Below are 21,339 nucleotides of genomic sequence, written 5' to 3'. Positions count from 1 at the left end.
CCGATGACTACGGCTGACGCCCCAATTCTGATAGCCGCAAGGCTGGCGGGGGTGAAACACCACTACGGCAAGGTGCTGGCGCTGCGCGATGTGACGCTCGACCTCCCCGCAGGGCAAATGGTCGGGCTGATCGGGCCGGATGGGGTGGGAAAATCAACCCTTATGGGGCTGATCGCCGGGGCCAAAAAGTTACAGGCCGGCCGCGTTGAGACTTTGGGTGGCGACATGGCCAGTGCCGCTCACCGGGCCGATGTCGGGCGGCGGATCGCATTCATGCCGCAGGGGCTGGGGCGCAATCTTTATCACGACCTCAGCCTTCAGGAGAACTTGGATTTCTTCGGCAAGTTGTTCGGGCTGGGCAAGGCCGAACGCGCAGCACAGATTTCGCGGTTGACCCGCGCCACCGGTCTTGCGCCGTTCATGGACCGGCCCGCAGGCAAGCTCTCGGGCGGGATGAAACAAAAGCTGGGCCTGTGTGCATCCCTGATCCACGATCCCGATTTCCTGTTGCTGGATGAACCGACGACTGGCGTTGACCCGTTGTCGCGTCGCCAGTTCTGGGATTTGATCGACACGATCCGCGCCGACCGCCCCGACATGAGCGTGCTGGTGTCCACTGCTTATATGGAAGAGGCCGCGCGCTTTGGTCATCTGGTGGCGATGGATGCGGGCAATATCCTGGCGACTGGCAGCCCCGCCGAACTTATGGAGCGCACTGGAACCGGAACTGTCGAGGCCGCCTATGTGGCGTTGCTTGGCGGCGAGAGCAAGGGGCCAGGAGTAACCCCTCAGCCTGCCCCTACAACCGCAACCGAGACGGGCCCTCCTGCCATTCGCGCCGAAAATCTGACCAAACGATTTGGCGATTTCACTGCTGTCGATTCTGTCAGCTTCGAGATCGCGCGCGGCGAGATTTTCGGCTTTCTCGGCTCTAACGGCTGCGGCAAGACCACGACCATGAAGATGCTGACCGGGCTCACACCCGCCACGACAGGAGAGGCGTGGATCTTTGGCAAACCCGTGGACGCGCAGAACCTCGATGCGCGTCGGCGCGTCGGCTTCATGTCGCAATCCTTCTCGCTTTATGGCGAGTTGACGGTGCGCGAAAATCTGCTCTTGCACGCGCGGCTGTTTCACCTCGGCAGTGAGCTCACCGCGCAGAGGATGGGTGAATTGGTCCCACGCTTCGGGCTTGAGCCCTATCTCGATCAGGGCGCCGCATCGCTGCCGCTGGGTGTGCGACAGCGCCTGTCGTTGGCGGTCGCGGTGATCCACGGTCCCGATATCCTGATCCTTGACGAGCCGACATCAGGCGTCGATCCGCAGGCCCGCGACGCCTTCTGGGAGATGCTGCTGGAACTGGCGCACCGCGATGGGGTGACGATCTTTATTTCGACCCATTTCATGGACGAAGGCATGCGCTGCGACCGCATTTCCCTGATGCATGCCGGCAAGGTTCTGGTGTCGGATGCTCCCAAGGCGCTGATTGCGGGACGTGGCGTCGAGACGCTGGAGGATGCCTTCATTGCTTACATGCTAGACGCTCAACCAGCTGAGGCCCCGGCAGATGAGGGCCTGTTAACCGTGAGCAATGATCAAAAGCATGACACACCCGCGTCGCGGTTCAGCATCCAGCGTATGCTGGCATTCACCACCCGCGAAGCGATGCAGGTGCGGCGTGATCCGGTGCGACTGGTGTTTTCTTTTGTCGGCTCTGCGCTTTTGCTGCTGATCATGTCCTTCGGCATCTCGCAAGAGGTGCGCAATATCCCCTTCGCGGCCTTCGATCTTGACCGAAGCCCCGAAAGCCGCGCCTATTTGTCGGGTTTTCAGGACTCTGCCTGGTTTTCCGAACGCCCGCCGATTTCAGACAACGACGAGCTGAACCGCCGCATGGCGAGTGGAGAACTGGCGCTTGCGCTGCAAATCCCGCCGGATTTCGGCAGGATGGTGCGGCGGGGCGAGTCGCCCGAAATTGCTGCCCTGATCGACGGGTCCGACACCAACCGTGCAGGCACGGTGGAAAGCTATGTCGAAGGCGCACAAGCAAGTATCCTGTCCAGCGATGCGCAATCGACCCCGGCGCTGAACGTGCTGGCCATGTCCCAATCGCAAGCGGCGGCTGCGCCCGCGCAACTGATCCCGCGCTTTCAGTACAATCCGGCGATGGAAAGCCTGCCCGCAATCGGCCCGTCGATCCCGCCGCTATTGCTGCTGCTGTTCCCAGCGATCCTGATGGCGGTCAGCGTGGCGCGTGAAAAAGAAATCGGCACAATCACCAACTTTTATGTCACGCCGACCACCCGCGCCGAATTCCTGATCGGCAAGCAACTGGTCTATATCGGCATCACGCTGCTCAATTTCGTGATCCTAACTGCGCTTGTGGTGACCGTGCTGGGTGTGCCGCTCAAGGGTGATCCTGCGGCGCTGGTGCTGGGCGCATTGCTCTATGCGGTGGCGGCGACAGGTTACGGTCTTGTCGTATCGATGTTGACCAGCACGCAGGTGACGGCGGTCTTCGCGGCGGCGATCCTTTCGGTAATGCCAACGCTGCAATTCTCCGGCATGATCACGCCCGTTTCCTCGCTTGAAGGTGCGGCGCGGATCATGGGCACGTTCTGGCCGACCACTTGGTATATGGGCATCAGCGTCGGCACCTTTACCAAGGGGCTCGGCCTGTCTGAACTGTCGGGGCACCTGCTGCGTCTGGCCGCCTTTGGACCGGTCCTGACCTTGTTGGCCGTTCTGGCCCTGCGCAAGCAGGAGAAGTGATCATGCGAAGGCTGACAAATATCTTCTGGCTCGCAGGTAAAGAGCTGAAAAGTGTGCTCGGCGATCCGGTGATGGTGATCCTGATCATGTGGTCGTTTGTTGTCGCCGTGATGCTCGAGGCCAGCGGGGCCGGAGACACGGTTTATAACGCAGCCATCGCCATTCTTGACGAGGACAGCTCTGCGTTGACCCGGCAACTCACCGACGCACTTGGCCCCCCGTGGTTCCAACCGCCGGTGATGATAACACCTGATCAGGTAAGGCCTGAAATGGACGCGGGGCAGATCATGTTCGTCCTCAGCTTTCCGCCCGGATTCGAGGCAGATGTGATCGCCGGCCTGATGCCCGCCGCCCAGCTTGAGGTCGATGCTACCGCAGTCAGTCAGGCGCAGCTTGGCACCGATTACATCGCCAACATCCTGCTCTCAGAGACCCGCGCTTTTCTTTCGGGCAGCCCGGACGCGCCAGCCCCCGCCTTGCAACTGGAACTGCGCCGCGCCTTCAACCCCAATGGCAACCCGGTCTGGTTCAAGGCCGTGTCCTCGCTCCTGAACCAGCTCTCGCTATTGACGATCGCGCTGACCGGGGCCGCAATGCTGCGCGAACGCGAGCAGGGCACCATCGAGCATTTGATGGTGATGCCGTTGACGCCCTTCGAGATCGCGTTATCGAAGGTGCTGGCCAATGTCGTCGTGGTGCTGGCGGCCTTCACGCTGTCGCTGTTCTTCGTTGTGCAGCAGGTGTTGCAGGTGCCGGTGGCGGGATCGATTCCTTTGCTTCTGACCGGAACTGCGATTTATCTGGCCGCCGCTGCCGCAATCGGAATGTTTCTGGGCACTTTGGCGCGTAGCATGGCGCAATTCGCACTTTTGGTGATTATGGTCGTGATCCCGATCATCATGCTGTCGGGCGGCATGGGCGCGGTCGAAAGCCAGCCAGACATCGTGCAACGACTGACCATGGTCTTGCCGTCACGGCACTTTCTGGCATTCGCTAAGGCGGTTGTGTTCAGGGGGGCCGGTCCAAGTGCAGTCTGGTTCGAATTGTCGTTGATGGCCGGATTGGGCACCGGGTTTTTCCTCGCGAGCCTCGCGCTGTTTCGTCGTTCAATGAGTTTGTCCGGATGACCATTACAGATGTGTGGAGTGCGCCAGCAAACAACGTTCTCACAGTGTCAGGGCATCCATGTAGAATACGGAACGTGACGGATAGACCTTAAATTTTACAGCACGAGGAATACACTGAGTGTATCCTTCCCCAACGCAATGATTTCAACCCTTTGACCCAGTTGCTTCCTATTTTGCTGTTCCTTGCGGCGGCTGGTTGTGCACTACGACTCGGACCAGAGACGCTGTCAGTTGTCGCTGAAGACGACACTACGGCTCAAAGCGTGAGCCTTCTCGTTGCCACGACACGCGCACGAGATATCAGCACAGGCAGCTACTCCGACGTTCGAGCACCCGCGCTCAACTATGAAGCGTTCACGATCTCCATTCCACCAATTCACAATGTCACACAGATTGAATGGCCAGTGTCCCAACCGGACCTACAGACTAGCTTTGCCGTGACAAATCGAACGGTTCTGCCAGAATTTACGTTGGATGTTGGCTTATTGCGATCCAGTCGAGGTACCAACGTCACAGGCAAGCGCGATGTCTTGATCTTTGTTCATGGCTATAACTATAACTTCGCGGAATCCCTGTTCCGGCTGGCGCAAATTTCTGTCGACGGAAACCTAGAGGAATTGCCCATCCTCTTTGCCTGGCCGTCTGCCGCATCCATGACGGGCTATGTCGCCGATAAGGATGCTGTCACCTATTCGCGGGACGATCTGGTTGAACTGCTGACGATTGCCGCTGCCGACCCGGCAGTCGGAAACATCACCTTGTTTGGGCACAGCATGGGCGGCTTTCTTGTCGCCGAGGCTCTACGCCAGCTCAGGCTAAGCGGCCAGGACAGGGTAATCGAACGTTTGGAAAATGTGGTACTGGCCGCGCCGGATATCGACATAGATGTCTTTCGCCGTCAGATACAAACCATTGGCGAGCTGAACCCGCCGATGACTCTGCTCGTTTCTCCAGATGATCGCGTTTTGCGGTTTTCGGAACGGCTGGCGGGATCACGTCGCAGAGTGGGAACAACAGATATAAACGATCCCCGAGTTCAATCTCTTGCGGCAGCAAACGGTGTCCGAGTGGTAGACATATCAAAAGTGGATACATTGGATGGAACTACGCACACTAAGTTCGCCGCATTGATGAGTGTCATTCCGCACGAGACGCTGACCACATTTGCATCACTGGCTCACGCGGGTACATTTGTCCTGGAGCCTATAAGCGCCACTCTTGTGGCGACCCGTCAATGAGCACCTATCAGTTCGCCCCCAAATTGTGGTCTCGTAGATATGCCGTTAATGACTTCCGAAACATAGCTTCAACCCTTTCCAGATCTATTGTAAGCGCAGATTAGACCCCACCTTTCAGTGATGACTTTATTCTGCGATTCCGACCCTTCATAGATTTGAAGGGAGTATCTCTATGGATGCTACAAATGAGTTCCTCGCAAGAATACCGCGTAGTTCTGACGGCTAATGCCGTTGAACGCAACATCCGCCCGATTGCCTTACAAAGAAAAAACGCGATCTTCGCGGGCCACGATGCAGGCGCGCAGAATTGAGCCATGTCCGCAGTGTGTTAATTGGCCATTTCATGCTCGCGGCGGTTCGTATGACTGACCGGTTTCTTTGCTGCATCGCGACACCGGCAACTGAGCAGATGCAGCATTATTTGTGCTGCGAGCGCTCGCAACACAAAGTTCGAATTCACAGTGTGGGCTCAAAGCCGCTGTTCGCCGCAGCATGCCTGAAGGTCCGCTTTGTGCCGTTCGCTACAAGGAGTTAAATACGCGCTTACCAATCAGTTCTTGCATAGGATCGACTGCTCAGGAGTTATCATCTGGAAAATTCAAAGAGGCGAAATTTCACCAACACACTGATTTTAAATAACTTTGAAACAAGGGCCTAAAATCCACGAGGTTCGTTGCTTTTGAGACAAATCGCCGTTTGAGACCGACTTTGCCGAAATGTTTACTCTCAGTAGCCCCTTGAACGTTGCTAAGTCCCTTTGATTTCACGAGGAAATTACGCCCAGTGCGTCCGATGTGAAGTTTTGTAAAGGGGAAATGGCGGTGGCAACAAGATTCGAACCAGAGGTTCTTTGGTGACCCAAAAGTAATTCACCGGCTCGCTTAATTTCCGAGGGGCCTGTTGACCTCCCTATAGGACACCCCATCGCTAGCCAAAGTCAGCGGCCCGAACCACTCGCAGCGGGGTTATTCGAGAAGGACCCGCTTATTTTGCGCATTAAGAAACTACGCTGCCAATAGTGAATGAATTCGCACATTGCTGAGGTCATCGGGGCTAAGTGCGCCACTCTGGAAATACCAAAGTGGTAGGAGCGACTTTGAATGATAACCGCTATTAGGCATTACCGTCTTCTGCATCTTTATGTTGAAGCTTTTTTGCCAAGGCTTCTGCCCAATCCCAAACTGCTTCAATAGCTTCCGGTGTTCGAGATACACCGTCCGGGTCTGCAAGTTTTCGCATTCGGTTTGCCGCTGCACTTTCAAGCACTTCTGCGTGCTGGGCCTCATTGTGAACCTGAGCAGCATTTTCAGTCGCGCGCGCATTTGGAGGCCATTCGACATTTAACACTAGCGCACCAGGCAAATGCTTTTCGATCTCCTCATAAACATCAGTAATCCATGGAGCAATCAAAGCTATTGTCGTATTTCTAGACCGTGGTGTCCTTATTGTAGCGACTGCACAACCTTTTCCATACAGGCTCTTTATGGGAAAAGTTGTCCAGTCATTTGCAGCGCCAAATACCTTTTGCGCCGCCTGTTGGCTCGCATATAAGTCAGGATAAGCCTTTGCGGCTTGTGCCGCTGAAAGGAAGGCAACGCCACGTGACAGCATCGGCCACAGAATGTTTGAGAGCTTGATTTCAGATTTTAACATCGCTGGTTCGACGGCGTAGCCAGTAACAGCATCCGAAGTTAAGGTAACGCGAGCCGGAGCCTTGCGGTTGGCGCCTCGAAGTCTACCGATCGCCTGAATAACTTCGTTGTCGCGGATCATAGCCAGCACTGCCTGACCTTTGGGGCAGCTGTGAGATGTGCCAACTCTCTTTACGATTTGCGGTTTTCCAACCGCACCTATTTCGATCCGTTTGATCGACGCATCACGCACTAATCCGCCGGTTACTGGTTCGCCCCAAAGGGCGGCGACATAACGAGCGATTGCAGCCTCCGGAGGAAGAGTGCGGCCGATGATAATGAGATGATCGGTCTCCTGCATATTGTTCAACCCACGCAGGGCGTTGAAATGTGCTTTTGCCACACTGTCGGGCAGGTCTAGAGCTTCAATCGTTCGCTTGTTGCTTATAACGGCAGTCTGTCCATCCGTTAGCGTCTGCAACCTAATCCAATTGCTTATCCGTTCTACGTTTCCTGTAGTCCTACCGCGCGCAAAGAAGTGGCTCTTTGCACCAGACAAGTCGATAGCTTGTTTTACCGAGATATTCTCAGAAGCTCTTATCTCGACGTGATGTGCCAATTCCTGACCAGCCAAGAGCGCCGCTATTTCAACATTTGCGGTAGCATCAAGCATCAGCACTGGGGCCTGAAGCCAGGCTTCATTAATTGGCCGCAAAGTGTTCAATAGGATTTCGAGGCCTTGTCCACCTTTTCGGATTTCTACCCGTGCATTAAGCTCGTGGCTTTCGTCTTTGGCTAACAGCCGCCCAAACTCCTTTAGAAGACGGTTAATGGTCGGTAGACTTTTGTTGCCACTCACTTCGGGATGACTGGGATCGTTAATCTTGCGACGCCACTCTAACTTTCGGGCCCCATCGACCTCTTCAATCGTCCATTTTTCTAGCGCTTGTCTCCGTAGATAACCTTCTCCGTTCGCGATTATCGTTTCCTTAATTTTCTTCCGATACCGCTTTAAACTCGCTTCAGCATCCGCATCCGCAAAGCTCTGCCAGCCTTCCTTGTTTGAAATGCGGGTTGGCGCTTCAATCAGAGCTGATAAAGGCACTCCACGGCCAGATACCGAAACTAAAGCGTTTACAGGATTTTCATCGACAACCGTTGCAAGAAGGTGTTGCCACTGCTTCAACGGCAATCCATCAGATTTCAATCGTTGGTGTGAAACGATATATACGTCGGCGCACTTCGATTTGCTTGTCTGGTGCAGGCATTTGTCTTTCCACGCACATACACTGCATAACTCTTCGACGTCCAACATGAGCGAAGCTTGCTCGCGATATTCGTCAAGCCGCTTACAGACTGTTTCATCCGGATTGAAAGGGTCTTGGGCCTCTGCCCCGTACACCTGTACGACGCGACGCTTTGGCACTACCGCGCGAATATCTTTGACCATTTGTCTGCCTAAACGATGAATTGGTACTGCAAGAACAACTGCACCCGCGTCACTGGTCGCCAGTAGGTCATCAAGCGCGGAAATCGTAGCGGAGGTTTTTCCCAGGCCTAAGGTCGCCTCAATCAACGTGACACCTGGGCGCCGTAGTCCAGCTACCACCTCATCACGTAAAATTAGCCGTGCATCTTCGGCACTGATTTCCGGAAGGGAGATGCACTCATCACAATCCACTGCTTCGCAATGTTTGACAATCTTGGCAGCTTTTATCGCATTCCTGACCGCCTCAGCGCCTTGGTGTATTAACGTGTCATTGAGATCACGCTTGCTACCCTCTGGTTCAGGTGCAATCGCAATCCTGACAGCGACACCTTTTTCAACCAATGCCTGGACGGCTTTAGAAAATGTCTTTCCAGCTGGGCTATCGGCAGCATCTTGATCAGGGCACAGTATGACTTCGCGACCCACTGGTACTGAGACCCCGGCAAACCCTGAAACTCCAAAAACTGCCCAGACTTCGTGATCTACAACCTGTGCGATTGCAGCAGCAGTCTCAGGTCCTTCTGCGATAATGAGCGGTCCATTACAGCCTTTATTTAGCCTGACTGGATATCCGTTTACTTGGCCAAACCCAACCTTCCGGACCTCAACCTCAGCTTTGGTGCCATTTGGACCAAGCAAAATACGCTGCCCACCTTTTACCTGACCGGTATCATCCTCGCCAAAGACAACTAATGCCGCATATCTTGCATGTTTTATCGGTAAGTCAGGTACCGATGGTAAATAGACCCAACCTCGAGGCACCTGAGAAATTCCACGACTACGGAGATAAGCAGCCGCTGGACTGCCCTCGATTGGTTCGCTTCGAGACTTTAGAGCTTCAATGATTAACTCACGGCGCGCTGTTTCTTCTCTTTCCTCTATTGCCTGTTGAGCAATGCGTGCAGCAGCCTTGGCCTGGATGATTGCCAAGTCCAAAGGTTCATCAAGGTCTGCGCCGCACAGCCGGGAAGCATCCTGTAAAACGCGATGAAAGTCATCCCTCGCGGATGAAAGGCCCGACATCTCGACTGCCACAAAATCTAATAGAGTGCCGCCCTCGCCCGTTTTGTGGTTATACCAGAGACCACGTTTTGCGCCGCGCATAATCATCGCTTTGCTAGTGGTTCCCTTGAGCCGCCATTCGCGCGCACTAGGACGCTCAGGCTCACCCCAGAACTGTCGGAAAAGCCCTTCAGCGCGTTCATTCAGCGCTGATTTGACTTGATCCACATCGAGCCACTTGGTGGCTGGCGGACCAGCGTCAAATGCCCAGTGCGCGACTGGGGAATATGAACCCGGGGTCTCCAAAGCAGACGGATTGTGTTATTTGCTGCCGCGACTTGTGTCGGCTGCGTCGAGAGCCTGTATGTCCCAACGGCTCATTCGCCCAGAAAACTGGATTGGAGCTGGAATTAAACCGCGTTTTACCATCCGGTAAACGGTTACACGACCGCAGCCATAGCGCGCCGCAACTTGCTGGGCATTTAGCCAGCGGATTTGGTTGAGAGTGTCAGGCATGGATACGCTCCGTTTTGTCCTGACACAGCAATGAACACAGATACTAATGGTCCGTCCAAGGACAAGTTTTTACGAATTGTCCACTTTATCGATCCCCATACGCTCGATGCGTTTGCGAATGCGTTCCTCAGCACCCTCGTTGGTCATGCCCCACCCTGGCAAATTGTTCTGGATGAGGATTTTTTAATAGCCGTATAGACTTCATGGTTTGGCCTTTTTCCCCTCCAACTGATCCAAAGATGGCGTATGAGAGCATCCTCTACTTGCTGATTTATTCCAATTTTTGCATTCAACTTTGGCAGCGTTTTTTCTGATAATAAGATGGCAGCTATTTCGGCGCCGGCATCAGGTAATCCGATATATTCTGCCATCATCTCAGCAATGGCAGCCAGGTGACGCCTGTCTCCATTTGCTTTGTAGTCGATAAGTTCATGTATAACTTTTGCTCGAGCTAAGGTGCGTTTGTCATCAATCATTCTGGTGCCGCCGTAACAAAGTCATACAAACGCCTTGCCAAATCAGCTCGCTCAGCACTGGTGTCACCACGTCGATAGGCTGCATCTAGACCACGTAAACTATGGTCACAAAACGCATCAGCAATGTGATCAGGAACTGGCGGATTAGCGCTTCGACACCATCCCTTAATGGCATTTCTAAATCCATGCGCAGTGAGATCAGCATCAAATCTCTTTAATGTCTTGAGAATAGCGTTCGACGAGATCGGGCCAGCTGTAGTTGGACTTTCAAACACATACCGCTGCGTTGGAGAGCGTCTAAGGTCAAGTAAGCTTTCCAGCAGCTTATCAGGTAAACGCAATCCATATTCTCGTCCGGACTTCATGCGGCCCGGCGTGACGTGGTCCGTACGAGCTGGTACAGTCCAAACAGCGGTTTCTTCGTTAATATGCTCCCATTCAGCATTAATGATAACCCCGATCCTATGACCCGAGGTCATAGCCGTCAAAATAGCGAGGCGCGTTGCTTTGCTGGCATCGGTTGTCCCGAGCCATGTCCATAAAGTTGGCATCCTGTCGGGAGATAATGTCCCGTGATGCTTTACGTCTCTTCTTGCAATTGCGTCGGCAAATGCCGACTTATTGGGGGTCGGGTCTGCGTCGATCAGTTCTCTGTTTGCAGCTCGCTCGAAAACTGCTCGAATATGACCTAGCGCATGCCCAGCGGTGACTGGCTTTTCGTGGAAAAGTGGTTCTAAAAGATCAAAAATTTCCCGCCTTCTGATTTCTGTAATTGGTCGATTTCCCAATACAGGCTTTATGTGATGCAAGTGAATTGCTTCAGGTCGACGTCGACTTGGCCCGTCTTGCAGCTTTGCTTTGCGCCCATTGTACCATTCATTCCAGAGCTCATCATAGGTAGGTGCAGTTGTGGCGCCACAGACTGAAAGTCCGGACAGAATGTCCCCCCTTACAATCGCTTCAAACTCTGTCGCGGTTTTTGCATTCGCAAAACCACGACGGAGAGCATCAACGCCAAAACCTTCACGCGACATACGCTTGGCAACCGTTGATATCTCCCTTGCGAGCGCAAGAGAAACGTCAGGATAATCACCCAATTTGATCCACGTCTTAGCACGGAAGTAAAAAGCCTTAGCTCCGGTTTTCCAACCGCGAATATAAAGACTAGTCCTTCCACCTGTACCGACAGCTTCACCGTCCTTCGATGGCTTCCACTTTCGGATTGCTAAGTCTGTAGCAAGTGTCATCTGCACTCCTTCCTGGATACATTTTGGATACATAAATGACATGAAATTTTAAGAAACTGTCAGATACAAACCTACACAATAATACACAATATATGTATATTTATAAGGTAAATTTTTCAAATTACATCAATAATGACTGAAGGGTTTCGCTCCCTTCGTCTCCGCCATTATCTGGCATCGTTAATTAGACTTACTCTTTGGTCCCATCGCAGCAAATCTGTGCTACGACAGACCGAGGAGGAGCGATGTCATTTCTTGAAATTCTCGAATACTCGTCTGTGTTTATCTTTGCGCTGACAGGCGCATTGGTGGCCAGTCGTGCGCAGCTCGATCCAGTTGGGTTCTTCTTTATCGCCGCTTTGACTGCGGTCGGTGGCGGCACGGTTCGTGACCTTTTGTTGGATCGAAACCCTTTGTTTTGGATCGACAAACCAATCGTTTTGGTTATTGCGGCGGTCGCTGCAATGGGCACATTCTTTACCGCCCACCTCCTTGAAAGCCGCTTAAAAACATTGACTTGGCTAGATGCTGCCGCTCTGGCGGTGGCAGTTCCGACCGGGGTCGGCGTGGCCGTGAACCACTCTCAGGAATGGCCAATCGTTTTGATTATGGGTGTGACGACAGGCTGTTTCGGCGGTTTGATGCGCGACGTGGTTTGCAATGAGGTCCCGCTGGTCCTCAAACAGGGCGAATTGTATATCTCTGCGGCATTCATAGGGGCCGCGGCGGCGATGCTTGCGATTGGCGCAGGGATCACACAGCCCATCGCGCTGATGTTGTGTGCTGGCGTAACGTTCGCACTGCGGGCTGGAAGCCTCGCCCTTGGATGGTCGATGCCTGCCTATAAGAGCCGTCCGCCGCGCCAGTGATTATTCTGGGTTAGCCATCCCCCAGAGTTCGGGGGGGAGGGTTTTTACCGCAAGCACCACGGCAACACAGGCGAAAAGCCATCCACCTGGTCGCGTGAACATCCAGATAAGAAACCAAATCATGAAATTCAGCGCCATGCGCGGCAATCCCATGAGGAGGAACATCAGATGTGCTCCGGCAATGTCATGCCGCGGAGGGCATCTTCGGTGGTGACTGGCTTTTTGCCTTCACGTTGAAGGCGCGTGATCTCTACCGCGCCCTCACCACATGCAACGGTGAAGCCGTGCAGGACTTGCCCAACCTTACCATCGCCTTTGGCCAATTTGGAACCGAGAAGCTTAACCCGCTCCCCATTCACATCGCACCACGCACCAGGGAATGGCGACAATCCACGGATCTGACGGTCAATCACATCCGCAGGCTGAGTCCAATCGACATGCGCTTCTGCCTTGTCGATTTTGGAAGCGTAGGTCACGCCGTCTTGTGGCTGGACCTCAGGGGTCAGCGTATCTAGGCGAGACAGGGCTTCAACGATTAGTTTTGCCCCCATGTCAGACAGCCAATCATGCAATTGCCCTGTCGTTTCTTCCGCACCGATCGCGGTGGTCTGACGCATCAGAACTGGACCAGTGTCCAATCCGGCCTCCATCTGCATGATACAGACGCCTGTCTCAGCATCACCTGCCATAATCGCGCGGTGAATGGGCGCCGCGCCACGCCAACGCGGCAGTAAAGACGCATGGATATTGAGGCACCCGTGCTTCGGGGCATCCAATAGGCTCTGCGGAAGGATCAAACCGTAGGCAACCACGACGGCAACGTCTGCCTGTAGAGCCTCAAACGCCGCGACATCCTCTGCGTCTTTAAAGTTCACGGGATGACGAACAAGGATACCGAGTTCTTCTGCACGAGCCTGAACGGGGCTTGGGCGATCCTTTTTACCACGACCTGCAGGGCGCGGCGGCTGAGAATAAGCTGCGAGAACTTCGTGGCCGGCATCGACCAGCGCCTGCAAGACCGGAACCGAGAACTCAGGGGTCCCCATAAACACAATGCGCATTGGATTATCCGTTCAGTTTCTTTGCCTTACGGATCAGCATATCACGCTTCACCTTCGACAGATTGTCGAAATACATTTTGCCGTTCAGGTGATCGATCTGATGCTGAACCGAGGTTGCCCATAGTCCAACAAAGTCGCGATCTTCCATTTCGCCCTGCTCGTTCAAGAAGCGAACAGTCACGGCACGTGGCCGTGTAACCTTGGCCGAAACGCCAGGCAAATTCGGAGAGGCTTCTTCATGGTCGCGAGGCTGAACCGACGCGTGAAGCACCTCAGGGTTCGCCATTTTTACAGCTTTGCCACGCTCGTCCGAGCAGTCAACAACGGCCAAACGTAGATCAATACCCAACTGAACTGCAGCGAGGCCAACGCCCGGCATTGCATCCATCGCCTCGACCATCTCAGACCAAATGGCACGGATGTCATCGGTGATGGCCTCGACAGGTGCCGCAGGTGTGCGCAATGACCGATGAGGCCACATGACGAAAGGACGATGCGCCATCAGCCGCGCGCCAATTCGCGTTTTAACTTTTGCATTTTACGCGTGATCATCTGCCGTTTGAGCGGCTTCAGGTAATCGATGAACAGCGTTCCGTTGAGGTGGTCGATTTCGTGCTGAACGCAGGTCGCCCAGAGGTTATCGAACTCTTCTTCAACCATCTTACCGTCCAGATCGAGCCAACGGACGCGCACCATTTTCGGACGTTCAACTTCGGCGAACTGATCGGGGATAGAGAGGCAGCCCTCTTCGTAGACGTTCTTTTCATCCGACTCCCAAATGACTTCAGGATTGATCAGAACCATCGGATTTGGCTTTGCCTCTGGATCACGCTGCGCATCCATGACCAGCAGTCGGTTCAAGATACCAATCTGCGGCGCGGCAAGCCCGATACCAGGGGCATCGTACATGGTTTCAATCATATCGTCGGCCTGCTTGCGGATTTCTTTCGAAACCTCTGCAACGGGGTCAGCAACCTTTTTCAGGCGCGGGTCGGGATGGATCAAGATGGGTCGCAATGTCATGATCGGCATGTAGCGTTTCCCGTGCGATCCCGCAAGGATTGGCTCACCACTGGACCTTTGGATCAGATCAACGCAAACATTGGCGCAAAGCTGGCCTGAACTCTGGAGATCCCAATGAATTTCGACGAAATCATCGACCGTCGCGGCACCCATAACGTCAAGTGGGACGAGATGCAGGCCATCTATGGCGTTTCTCCCGATGATGGCCTCGCGATGTGGGTCGCGGATATGGACTTTGCAGCACCCGATTGCGTGCGCGAAGCGATCCACAATCAGGCAAACCATGGTGTCATGGGATATTTCGGAAACGACGGACCCTATCGAGATGCGATTTGTTGGTGGATGGAAAACCGCCATGGATGGAGCGTGGATCCGAAATCGATTTTTACCACGCATGGTCTGGTCAACGGCACAGCGCTTTGTGTTGACGCGTTCACCAATGTCGGTGACGGCGTTGTCCTCTTTACCCCAGTTTACCACGCCTTTGCCCGCGTCATTCGTGCGGCTGGTCGTAACGTGGTCGAATGCCAACTGGTGAACAACAACGGTCGGTATGAATACGATTTCGACGCCTATGATGCTCAGATGACAGGCTCGGAAAGAATGGTCATTCTTTGCTCTCCGCACAATCCGGGGGGCCGGGTTTGGTCAAAGGCAGAACTAGAGGCCGTCGCCGCCTTTGCAAAACGCCATAACCTCATCCTTGTATCGGACGAGATTCACCACGACCTGATAATGCCTGGTCACACTCACATCCCGATGACAAAGATCGACGGGATCGAAGACCGCCTCGTCATGATGACCGCAACAACTAAAACATTTAACATTGCGGGGAGCCATTCGGGCAACGTGATCATCGCTGATCCAGACCTGCGGGCCAAATTTGCCGCTCGCATGGCTGCGCTTGGCCTTTCGCCCAACTCATTCGGATTGTTCATGGCCATGGCCGCCTACTCACCAGAAGGCGCCGCGTGGGTTGATGAACTTTGCATCTACTTGGACGGCAATCGACGTCTCTTTGACGAAGGCGTAAATGCGATCCCAGGGGTCAAATCGATGGCACTAGAATCGACCTACCTCGCTTGGGTCGACTTTGAAGGCACAGGAATGACACGCGACGAATTTACATCACGGGTCCAGACCGCTGCTAAAATTGCGCCGAACCATGGACCAAGCTTTGGCCTCGGTGGTGAAAACTTCCTGCGCTTCAACTTAGCAACACCGAGATCGCGGATTGAAGACGCTGTAGGACGTCTCAAGGCAGCGTTTTCAGACCTTCAATAACGATTCGCAAGTTGGGGTGAGGGCAGCCTCCCCCAGCAATGCTGCTACAGTTTAACTGCTGGTGAGATATCCAGCGGGCAACTCTCGAGCGCGTACGAAATCGGCAGCGGGGCCGTCCGCAGCCGCTTGATGCCATTTAAAGTCGAATACACGTTCGCCTTCTTCCTCGCGCGACGTGACCACTAGGGCTTGGTACATGTACTTGGGACCGTCATAGATCTTGACGTGACCGCGCAACTTTGGCGCGTCTTTGGCATCCATAGCAAAGCCCGTGTCCCACATGCGAAGGATACGATAGACGTCATCACCGTCATGAACGCAGAGGCGCGATGACCGCAACAATGCGGCGCGGCGCGCATCTTCAAGACCTTGGCGAACGGCTTCGGGTAGAAATTCGGACATGGGCGTCTCCTCCAGACTTGGGTAGGATGATGAGCTTAATAAAAAGCAAATCAACCTATCCATTTGTGCCTGTTGCAAAATTTCCACAGGAAACGCCGCGTTACGCCTTAGCTTTGGGCCTCAGAACATGTGGACGCGCCGCGTCATAAAGAGCCGAGTCAGGAAAACCATGCCCCCCACCCAAGGCAGGCCCTGCTAGGATAAGAGCCGTCCGAGTGATCTTTGCGTCGCGCACTTTGGCATGGATGTCAGAGATTGTTCCACGGATGATCATCTGGTCTGGCCAACCAACGCGATACACAACCGCAACGGGACAATCAGAGCCGTAATAGGGCGCAAGCTGGCGTTCGATTTCGCGAAGTGCACGAATGCCAAGGTGGATCGCGAGGGTCGCACCCGTCTTTGCGAAGTTCTCAAGCGTTTCACCTGCGGGCATCGATGTCGATTTCATCGACATACGAGTGAGAACTATCGACTGCGCAAGCTCGGGGATCGTGAGTTCTTGACCGAGCGCCGCAGCAGCAGCGGCGTAAGCAGGCACACCCGGCACAATCTGATAGTCGATATCGTCTGCTTTGAGACGGCGAATCTGTTCGGCAATTGCACCGTAAAGAGACGGGTCACCAGAATGGACGCGCGCTACGTTCTCTCCGCGCTGATGAGCAGCCAAGATTTCCGCGTGCGTTTCATCCAACGTCATCGGTGCGGTATCCATGACCCGTGCCCCTTCAGGCGCACAGGCAACGACTTGCTCGGGGACCAGCGAACCCGCGTAGAGACACACAGGACATTCGCCAATCAAACGTTGAGCTTTGATCGTGAGCAGCTCTGGATCACCTGGTCCAGCACCAATGAAAAATACGGTCATTTGGAATTCCTTTCACCGCTCAGGTCGCCATCAATTTTGCGAGCATACCCACGGGGCGTGAACATACGTGGACCTTCGCCCAGTTGCGCCAGACGGCTATTTGACGAACCAACCAGAACAACGGTCAGCATATCGACTTCATCCACCTCAAGGTCGGCGAGACGACGATAACGAACATATTCTTCGGGACGGCCAAGCGAGGAAGCCAGCATCACAGGCGTATCTGCAGGGCGATGCTGCAGAAGGATATCACGTGCCTCAGCCAACAGCGTGCGCCGCGTTTTCGAAACGGGGTTGTAGAACGCGATGACAAAGTCACCTTCAGCAGCGGCGTGGAGACGGCGAATAATGTCATCACGCGGTGTCAGAAGATCAGACAGCGAAATTGTACAGAAGTCATGACCCAGCGGCGCGCCAGCCCGAGCAGCCGCACCCTGAAGCGCAGAAACACCCGGTGAACAGACGACATCAACACGACGTGCCGCATCCGAGACGCCGAGGGCTTCTGGCGAACGGTCCAGCAATTCGAACGTCAGCGCACCCATCGCATAGATGCCCGCATCGCCCGAGCAAACCAAAGCAACATTGCGCCCTTCGCCAGCGCGTTCCAGCGCATATCGGCAACGATCCTCTTCACCGCCGAGCGGGAAATCGCTGCGAATTTTTCCATGTGCGAGCGGGCCTAGAAGATCAATATAAAATCCATAACCAACTAGTTCATCGGCCTCAGCGACCAATTTGGACACTTCTGGTGTCCGCCATGTTGCTTGACCCGGTCCAATTCCAACGACCGATAGACGACCACGGGAACGGCCCTTCATTTCGGTGATCGGAGGATCTGCCCGCGCAATCGCACAGGTCGTATTCGCGGTCTTGGTCTTTTCGACGACCAGCTTACCATCCGACGCAGCGAGTGCCGCGCCCTCGGACACGCCGTGGCACCCTACTTCGGCAAACACAACATCAGACGGGTTCGCGACCTTCTGTGCCTCGAGTTCTTCAGCTGTAAACAGACGCAACGGCACGCCAAGGCGTTTAGCGACTGTGTTCATCGCAGGCTCGTCACCTTTGAGGTCGATGGTCGCAACACAGGCAACAGCACCCTGTGCGATACCTGCGTTTTGCAGGGTCGTGGTCACAAGGGACCAAAGCTCTTCGGCGTCAGCATTGCGCGCGCACCCAACCCCGACGACGTAGGTCTGAGGATGGTAAACGAGCGTCTTCGCGTTCCCTTCGACTGGTGTCTCTGACACGACAAGGTTGACCGCTCCACCATCGGCTTCGAGGTCGAAAATGTTCTCGCCGGTCAGCGAAATCCCTTCACCGGCCAGAATAGCTGCCATTGCATCTTTGGCGTCCAGCGGATTGGCCAGTCGATAGCCAGCGGGCGGCGCGTCAAGCGCAACACCGATCGCAACGTCGCCTGCGGTGGTAACCGCAGCTTTGGCATTCAAGGCAACTGCTATCTCTTGCGCCAAACGGTTCGCGCCACGATGTCCGCCCAATAGCGGAATGACGACCGAACCGTCATCGCTCACTGAAAGAACGGGTGGTTCGCTGCGCTTATCAGACAGAAGCGGGGCAACAGCACGGATCAAAATACCAGAGGCACACACACCAATGATCGGAACGCCCGCAGCGAACAAATCACGCGCATGATCCAACGCATTTGCGAAATACGCATCCGCTTGATCGACACGGCCTTCACGTCCGTGAACAGCCAAACCCAAGGCAGCGGCAATTTTATGCGCCACGGCCTCACCAGAGCGCGAAAGCGCCATCACAACAGGTTTTACAGCCACGGGTCGGCTCCCTTTGTCAGAAGTATCATTGAGAAGTAAGGCGCATTTTCCGGCGCATCGCGCAACGGAAGGACGACTTGATTTTGCAGGGTCGCGCGTTCGATGTAGGTGGCATGTTCGACCAACCCCAGTTCGCTAATTACCGCACGAATTTTGGTCAAATGACGGCCCACTTTCATAATTGCCACACTTTCCGCACCAGCAATTCGTGAACGTAGTTCATCTTCTGGCAGGGGGCCTGGCAGCACGGTTAGGCGTTCATTACGAGCAACCAAGGGCCGACCAGCGACGGAAGCGCATGCCGTAATCGACGTCACACCTGGGACGACTTCGCATGTAAATCTGTCGGACAAGCGAGCATACAGATACATGAAGGAACCGTAGAAGAACGGATCACCTTCACAAAGAACGACAACATCCTGCCCTGCTTCCAACGCGTCAGCAATCTGCGCGGCGCCTACGTCGTAGGCCGCTTGTGCAGGGCCGCGTTCGGTCGTCATAGGGACTTCCATGAGGATTTCGTTTGCATCCACTGAAATCAAATCAGCAGCTATTGAGCGGGCAAAACTTTCGCCACCAACCAGCGCAGGGTAAGCGACAACTTTTGCCCCTTGGATCAAGCGGGCGGCGCGCAGCGTCATCAGGTCAGGTGCGCCCGGCCCGAGGCCAACACCGTAGAGTGTTCCGGTCATGATTTCACAAGGCTCCATTGGGTGACGGTCATTGCCGGTCGCCAGCCTGTCAGGCGGCCCACGGGCTCTGCACGTTCAACCGAGAGACGGATCAGTTGTCCGCCAAATTTCGAATGTAGGTCGCGCAATACGGCTTCGGTTTCGAGGGTGACGGCATTCGCAACGAAACGGCCATGACTAGACAATGCGTTCCACGCGATCTGAAACGTCTGTTCCGTCAATCCGCCGCCGACAAAGACCGCGTCGGGCTTCGGCAATCCAGCCAAACTCTCGGGCGCATGACCCTGAATTGCGGTTAACCGAGGCGCGCCCAGCGCCAACGCATTCTGGGTCGCGAGGGCGATGCGATCCGCCCGAGGCTCAACTCCGAATGCCACCGCATCCCGTGCGCCACGCATCCATTCAATCGCCACCGACCCGCTCCCGCAGCCGATGTCCCAAAGGACCGCACCACGCATCGGCATGAGCTTCGCCAGTGTGATTGCACGGACCTCTTGTTTCGTCATTGTGCCGTCAGAGGCGAACACATCATCAGGCAGCCCCATCAGCGGCAACACTTGTGCGCCGTCTCCAGCAACGCATTCGACAGCCATACTGTTGAAGTCAGGCACAACGTGGTTCCACTGAGACGCAATCCCGTCAAATCGCGTTTCCCGATCACCGCCCAGCGCACCGAACACCGTGATCCGCGATGCGCCATAGCCACGCGCCGTTAAAATCTCTGCAACCTCAGACGGCGTTTGTGCGCCTGTGGTCAATAGCAACAGCCGCGCATTCGGTCGTATAAACGGGACCATCTGCTGTACTGGTCGCCCGTGAACGGTCAGCGTTTCGAGGTCGGCTAGGCTCCACCCCATCCGAACGGCGAGCCATTGAAACGCTGAAAGCTGTGGGTGAAACACCACCTCGTCCGCTTCGAAAGACTTCGCGATTTTTGGCCCTACCGAATACCAAAGCGGATCGCCGGTCGCCAAAACCACGACGCGTTTTCCGCGATGTGTGCGAATCGTGTCGATCAGCGCATCAAACGGCGACGGCCATGCAATCCGTTCGGCCTTGAGGTTAGGGGTCAGTCCATGATGGCGTTCACCACCGATGACGACATCAGCCTGCTCGACCGTCGCACGGGTGACAGGCGTCAAACCGTCCATCCCGTCTTCGCCGATCCCAACAATGTTGAGCCAAGCGGTCATGTCCGTTCCTCGGGCAAACCTGCAGCGAGGGCGTTGACCGCAGCGGATGCCATCGCAGATCCACCTTTGCGGCCCTTGAGGGCAACGAATTCAATGCCACGTGAATTTGCAGCGAGTTCTGCTTTTGACTCAGCAGCGCCAATGAAACCAACAGGGAAACCGAGAATGACAGCGGGTTTCGGGAAACCTTCGTCGATCAATTCAAGAAGGTGGAAAAGTGCTGTCGGCGCGTTACCGACTGCGACCACAGCGCCCTCAATATGAGGTTCCCACAAACGAACCGCAGCGGCACTTCGGGTGTTCCCAATCTCTTGAGCCAATTCAGGGGTACGAGGATCGTTCAATGTCACGATCACGTCGTTCTGGGCGGGCAAATAGCGACGAATGATCCCTGCGCCGACCATCTCGCAATCACACAAGATCGGCTTGCCTGACTGAAGCGCTGCATGACCCGCGGAATATACAGACGGAGAAAACGCCAGACGATCTGCGATTTCGACCATGCCACAGGAATGGATCAACCGCGTCACCAAAGGCTGCATGTCCTGCGGAAATCGGTCGAGCCGCGCCTCTTTGCGCACAGTGGCAAAGCTCTGCGCGTAAATTGCGGACGGGTCTTTTTCGTAAGGGCGCATATTTCGGTTCCC

General features: G+C 54.9%; 19 protein-coding genes and 1 pseudogene. 6 read left to right on the top strand and 14 right to left on the bottom strand.

Annotation, left to right across the window (positions count from 1 at the left end):
- Nucleotides 1-3 precede the first annotated feature (3 nt).
- From rbbA to BSK21_RS00425, 4 genes and pseudogenes are all read left to right on the top strand, one after another.
- Complete coding sequence (gene rbbA / locus BSK21_RS00440; protein ID WP_067552178.1) at nucleotides 4-2,772, top strand: ribosome-associated ATPase/putative transporter RbbA; 2,769 nt, start codon at nucleotides 4-6, stop codon at nucleotides 2,770-2,772.
- A gap of 2 nt (nucleotides 2,773-2,774) precedes the next feature.
- Nucleotides 2,775-3,899: an ABC transporter permease gene (locus tag BSK21_RS00435; protein ID WP_067552175.1), complete on the top strand. Its 1,125-nt coding sequence runs from the start codon at nucleotides 2,775-2,777 to the stop codon at nucleotides 3,897-3,899.
- 152 nt (nucleotides 3,900-4,051) lie between these two features.
- On the top strand, nucleotides 4,052-5,137 hold the full coding sequence (locus tag BSK21_RS00430; protein ID WP_067552172.1) for an alpha/beta hydrolase: 1,086 nt from the start codon (nucleotides 4,052-4,054) through the stop codon (nucleotides 5,135-5,137).
- A gap of 200 nt (nucleotides 5,138-5,337) precedes the next feature.
- A pseudogene (locus BSK21_RS00425) lies at nucleotides 5,338-5,445 on the top strand (transposase); the annotation flags it as partial.
- An 805-nt stretch (nucleotides 5,446-6,250) separates the two neighbouring features.
- On the opposite strand, the gene BSK21_RS00420 reads toward BSK21_RS00425, so the two are convergent.
- From BSK21_RS00420 to BSK21_RS00405, 4 genes are all read right to left on the bottom strand, one after another.
- Entirely contained in the window at nucleotides 6,251-9,487 is a 3,237-nt protein-coding gene (locus tag BSK21_RS00420) for a toprim domain-containing protein (RefSeq protein WP_156529617.1), read from the bottom strand.
- Nucleotides 9,488-9,580: 93 nt separating this feature from the next.
- Nucleotides 9,581-9,775 (bottom strand): AlpA family transcriptional regulator, encoded by a 195-nt coding sequence (locus BSK21_RS00415; protein WP_074038925.1) that lies wholly within the window; start codon nucleotides 9,773-9,775, stop codon nucleotides 9,581-9,583.
- A 143-nt stretch (nucleotides 9,776-9,918) separates the two neighbouring features.
- Nucleotides 9,919-10,251 carry a hypothetical protein gene (locus BSK21_RS00410; protein ID WP_067552167.1) on the bottom strand — a complete coding sequence of 111 codons (333 nt, stop codon included), beginning with the start codon at nucleotides 10,249-10,251 and terminating at the stop codon, nucleotides 9,919-9,921.
- Nucleotides 10,248-11,498, bottom strand: a complete 1,251-nt coding sequence (locus tag BSK21_RS00405; protein WP_067552164.1) for an integrase arm-type DNA-binding domain-containing protein — start codon at nucleotides 11,496-11,498, stop codon at nucleotides 10,248-10,250. Before BSK21_RS00405 ends, BSK21_RS00410 begins: the two co-directional genes overlap by 4 nt.
- Nucleotides 11,499-11,743: 245 nt before the next feature.
- Here BSK21_RS00405 and BSK21_RS00400 point away from each other — a divergent pair, with 245 nt between their 5' ends.
- A complete protein-coding gene (locus BSK21_RS00400) occupies nucleotides 11,744-12,367 on the top strand; it encodes a trimeric intracellular cation channel family protein (RefSeq protein WP_067552161.1) in 624 nt (207 codons plus the stop codon).
- Here BSK21_RS00400 and BSK21_RS15800 read toward each other — a convergent pair whose 3' ends face one another.
- The 4 genes from BSK21_RS15800 to def (BSK21_RS00385) are packed head-to-tail and all read right to left on the bottom strand — an operon-like array spanning nucleotide 12,368 to nucleotide 14,451.
- Nucleotides 12,368-12,532 carry a hypothetical protein gene (locus BSK21_RS15800; protein ID WP_156529616.1) on the bottom strand — a complete coding sequence of 55 codons (165 nt, stop codon included), beginning with the start codon at nucleotides 12,530-12,532 and terminating at the stop codon, nucleotides 12,368-12,370.
- Nucleotides 12,532-13,428 (bottom strand): methionyl-tRNA formyltransferase, encoded by an 897-nt coding sequence (gene fmt, locus BSK21_RS00395; RefSeq protein ID WP_067552158.1) that lies wholly within the window; start codon nucleotides 13,426-13,428, stop codon nucleotides 12,532-12,534. The genes BSK21_RS15800 and fmt overlap by 1 nt, the downstream gene beginning before the upstream one ends.
- A gap of 4 nt (nucleotides 13,429-13,432) precedes the next feature.
- Nucleotides 13,433-13,930: a peptide deformylase gene (gene def / locus BSK21_RS00390; RefSeq protein ID WP_067552155.1), complete on the bottom strand. Its 498-nt coding sequence runs from the start codon at nucleotides 13,928-13,930 to the stop codon at nucleotides 13,433-13,435.
- A complete protein-coding gene (gene def / locus BSK21_RS00385) occupies nucleotides 13,930-14,451 on the bottom strand; it encodes a peptide deformylase (RefSeq protein ID WP_067552297.1) in 522 nt (173 codons plus the stop codon). The genes def (BSK21_RS00390) and def (BSK21_RS00385) overlap by 1 nt, the downstream gene beginning before the upstream one ends.
- Nucleotides 14,452-14,565: 114 nt before the next feature.
- Here def (BSK21_RS00385) and BSK21_RS00380 point away from each other — a divergent pair, with 114 nt between their 5' ends.
- Complete coding sequence (locus BSK21_RS00380; protein WP_067552152.1) at nucleotides 14,566-15,735, top strand: MalY/PatB family protein; 1,170 nt, start codon at nucleotides 14,566-14,568, stop codon at nucleotides 15,733-15,735.
- A 51-nt stretch (nucleotides 15,736-15,786) separates the two neighbouring features.
- Here BSK21_RS00380 and BSK21_RS00375 read toward each other — a convergent pair whose 3' ends face one another.
- From BSK21_RS00375 to BSK21_RS00350, 6 genes are all read right to left on the bottom strand, one after another.
- On the bottom strand, nucleotides 15,787-16,137 hold the full coding sequence (locus tag BSK21_RS00375; RefSeq protein ID WP_067552149.1) for a hypothetical protein: 351 nt from the start codon (nucleotides 16,135-16,137) through the stop codon (nucleotides 15,787-15,789).
- 100 nt (nucleotides 16,138-16,237) lie between these two features.
- On the bottom strand, nucleotides 16,238-17,005 hold the full coding sequence (gene cobM / locus BSK21_RS00370) for a precorrin-4 C(11)-methyltransferase (RefSeq protein ID WP_067552146.1): 768 nt from the start codon (nucleotides 17,003-17,005) through the stop codon (nucleotides 16,238-16,240).
- Nucleotides 17,002-18,807 (bottom strand): precorrin-3B C(17)-methyltransferase, encoded by a 1,806-nt coding sequence (gene cobJ / locus BSK21_RS00365; RefSeq protein ID WP_067552143.1) that lies wholly within the window; start codon nucleotides 18,805-18,807, stop codon nucleotides 17,002-17,004. Before cobJ ends, cobM begins: the two co-directional genes overlap by 4 nt.
- Nucleotides 18,798-19,499 (bottom strand): precorrin-2 C(20)-methyltransferase, encoded by a 702-nt coding sequence (gene cobI, locus BSK21_RS00360; RefSeq protein ID WP_067552294.1) that lies wholly within the window; start codon nucleotides 19,497-19,499, stop codon nucleotides 18,798-18,800. Before cobI ends, cobJ begins: the two co-directional genes overlap by 10 nt.
- The gene (locus BSK21_RS00355) at nucleotides 19,496-20,692 is read right to left on the bottom strand and encodes a bifunctional cobalt-precorrin-7 (C(5))-methyltransferase/cobalt-precorrin-6B (C(15))-methyltransferase (RefSeq protein ID WP_067552140.1); all 1,197 of its coding nucleotides are present in this window, start codon (nucleotides 20,690-20,692) and stop codon (nucleotides 19,496-19,498) included. The genes cobI and BSK21_RS00355 overlap by 4 nt, the downstream gene beginning before the upstream one ends.
- Nucleotides 20,689-21,327 (bottom strand): precorrin-8X methylmutase, encoded by a 639-nt coding sequence (locus BSK21_RS00350; protein WP_074038924.1) that lies wholly within the window; start codon nucleotides 21,325-21,327, stop codon nucleotides 20,689-20,691. Before BSK21_RS00350 ends, BSK21_RS00355 begins: the two co-directional genes overlap by 4 nt.
- Nucleotides 21,328-21,339: the final 12 nt, after the last annotated feature.

This window comes from Marivivens sp. JLT3646 (assembly GCF_001908835.1).
Classification (GTDB): domain Bacteria; phylum Pseudomonadota; class Alphaproteobacteria; order Rhodobacterales; family Rhodobacteraceae; genus Marivivens; species Marivivens geojensis.
Note: the sequence above shows the minus strand (reverse complement) of the source record. Positions and strands in the feature narration are given on the sequence as shown.

Bases quoted from the DNA above. Each gene is read 5' to 3' on its own strand.
- rbbA (WP_067552178.1), top strand. From the start codon at position 4: ATGACTACGGCTGACGCCCCAATTCTGATAGCCGCAAGGCTGGCGGGG.
- BSK21_RS00435 (WP_067552175.1), top strand. From the start codon at position 2,775: ATGCGAAGGCTGACAAATATCTTCTGGCTCGCAGGTAAAGAGCTGAAA.
- BSK21_RS00415 (WP_074038925.1), bottom strand. From the start codon at position 9,775: ATGCCTGACACTCTCAACCAAATCCGCTGGCTAAATGCCCAGCAAGTT.
- BSK21_RS00410 (WP_067552167.1), bottom strand. From the start codon at position 10,251: ATGATTGATGACAAACGCACCTTAGCTCGAGCAAAAGTTATACATGAA.
- BSK21_RS00405 (WP_067552164.1), bottom strand. From the start codon at position 11,498: ATGACACTTGCTACAGACTTAGCAATCCGAAAGTGGAAGCCATCGAAG.
- BSK21_RS00400 (WP_067552161.1), top strand. From the start codon at position 11,744: ATGTCATTTCTTGAAATTCTCGAATACTCGTCTGTGTTTATCTTTGCG.
- BSK21_RS15800 (WP_156529616.1), bottom strand. From the start codon at position 12,532: ATGTTCCTCCTCATGGGATTGCCGCGCATGGCGCTGAATTTCATGATT.
- fmt (WP_067552158.1), bottom strand. From the start codon at position 13,428: ATGCGCATTGTGTTTATGGGGACCCCTGAGTTCTCGGTTCCGGTCTTG.
- def (WP_067552155.1), bottom strand. From the start codon at position 13,930: ATGGCGCATCGTCCTTTCGTCATGTGGCCTCATCGGTCATTGCGCACA.
- def (WP_067552297.1), bottom strand. From the start codon at position 14,451: ATGACATTGCGACCCATCTTGATCCATCCCGACCCGCGCCTGAAAAAG.
- BSK21_RS00380 (WP_067552152.1), top strand. From the start codon at position 14,566: ATGAATTTCGACGAAATCATCGACCGTCGCGGCACCCATAACGTCAAG.
- BSK21_RS00375 (WP_067552149.1), bottom strand. From the start codon at position 16,137: ATGTCCGAATTTCTACCCGAAGCCGTTCGCCAAGGTCTTGAAGATGCG.
- cobM (WP_067552146.1), bottom strand. From the start codon at position 17,005: ATGACCGTATTTTTCATTGGTGCTGGACCAGGTGATCCAGAGCTGCTC.
- cobI (WP_067552294.1), bottom strand. From the start codon at position 19,499: ATGACCGGAACACTCTACGGTGTTGGCCTCGGGCCGGGCGCACCTGAC.
- BSK21_RS00355 (WP_067552140.1), bottom strand. From the start codon at position 20,692: ATGACCGCTTGGCTCAACATTGTTGGGATCGGCGAAGACGGGATGGAC.
- BSK21_RS00350 (WP_074038924.1), bottom strand. From the start codon at position 21,327: ATGCGCCCTTACGAAAAAGACCCGTCCGCAATTTACGCGCAGAGCTTT.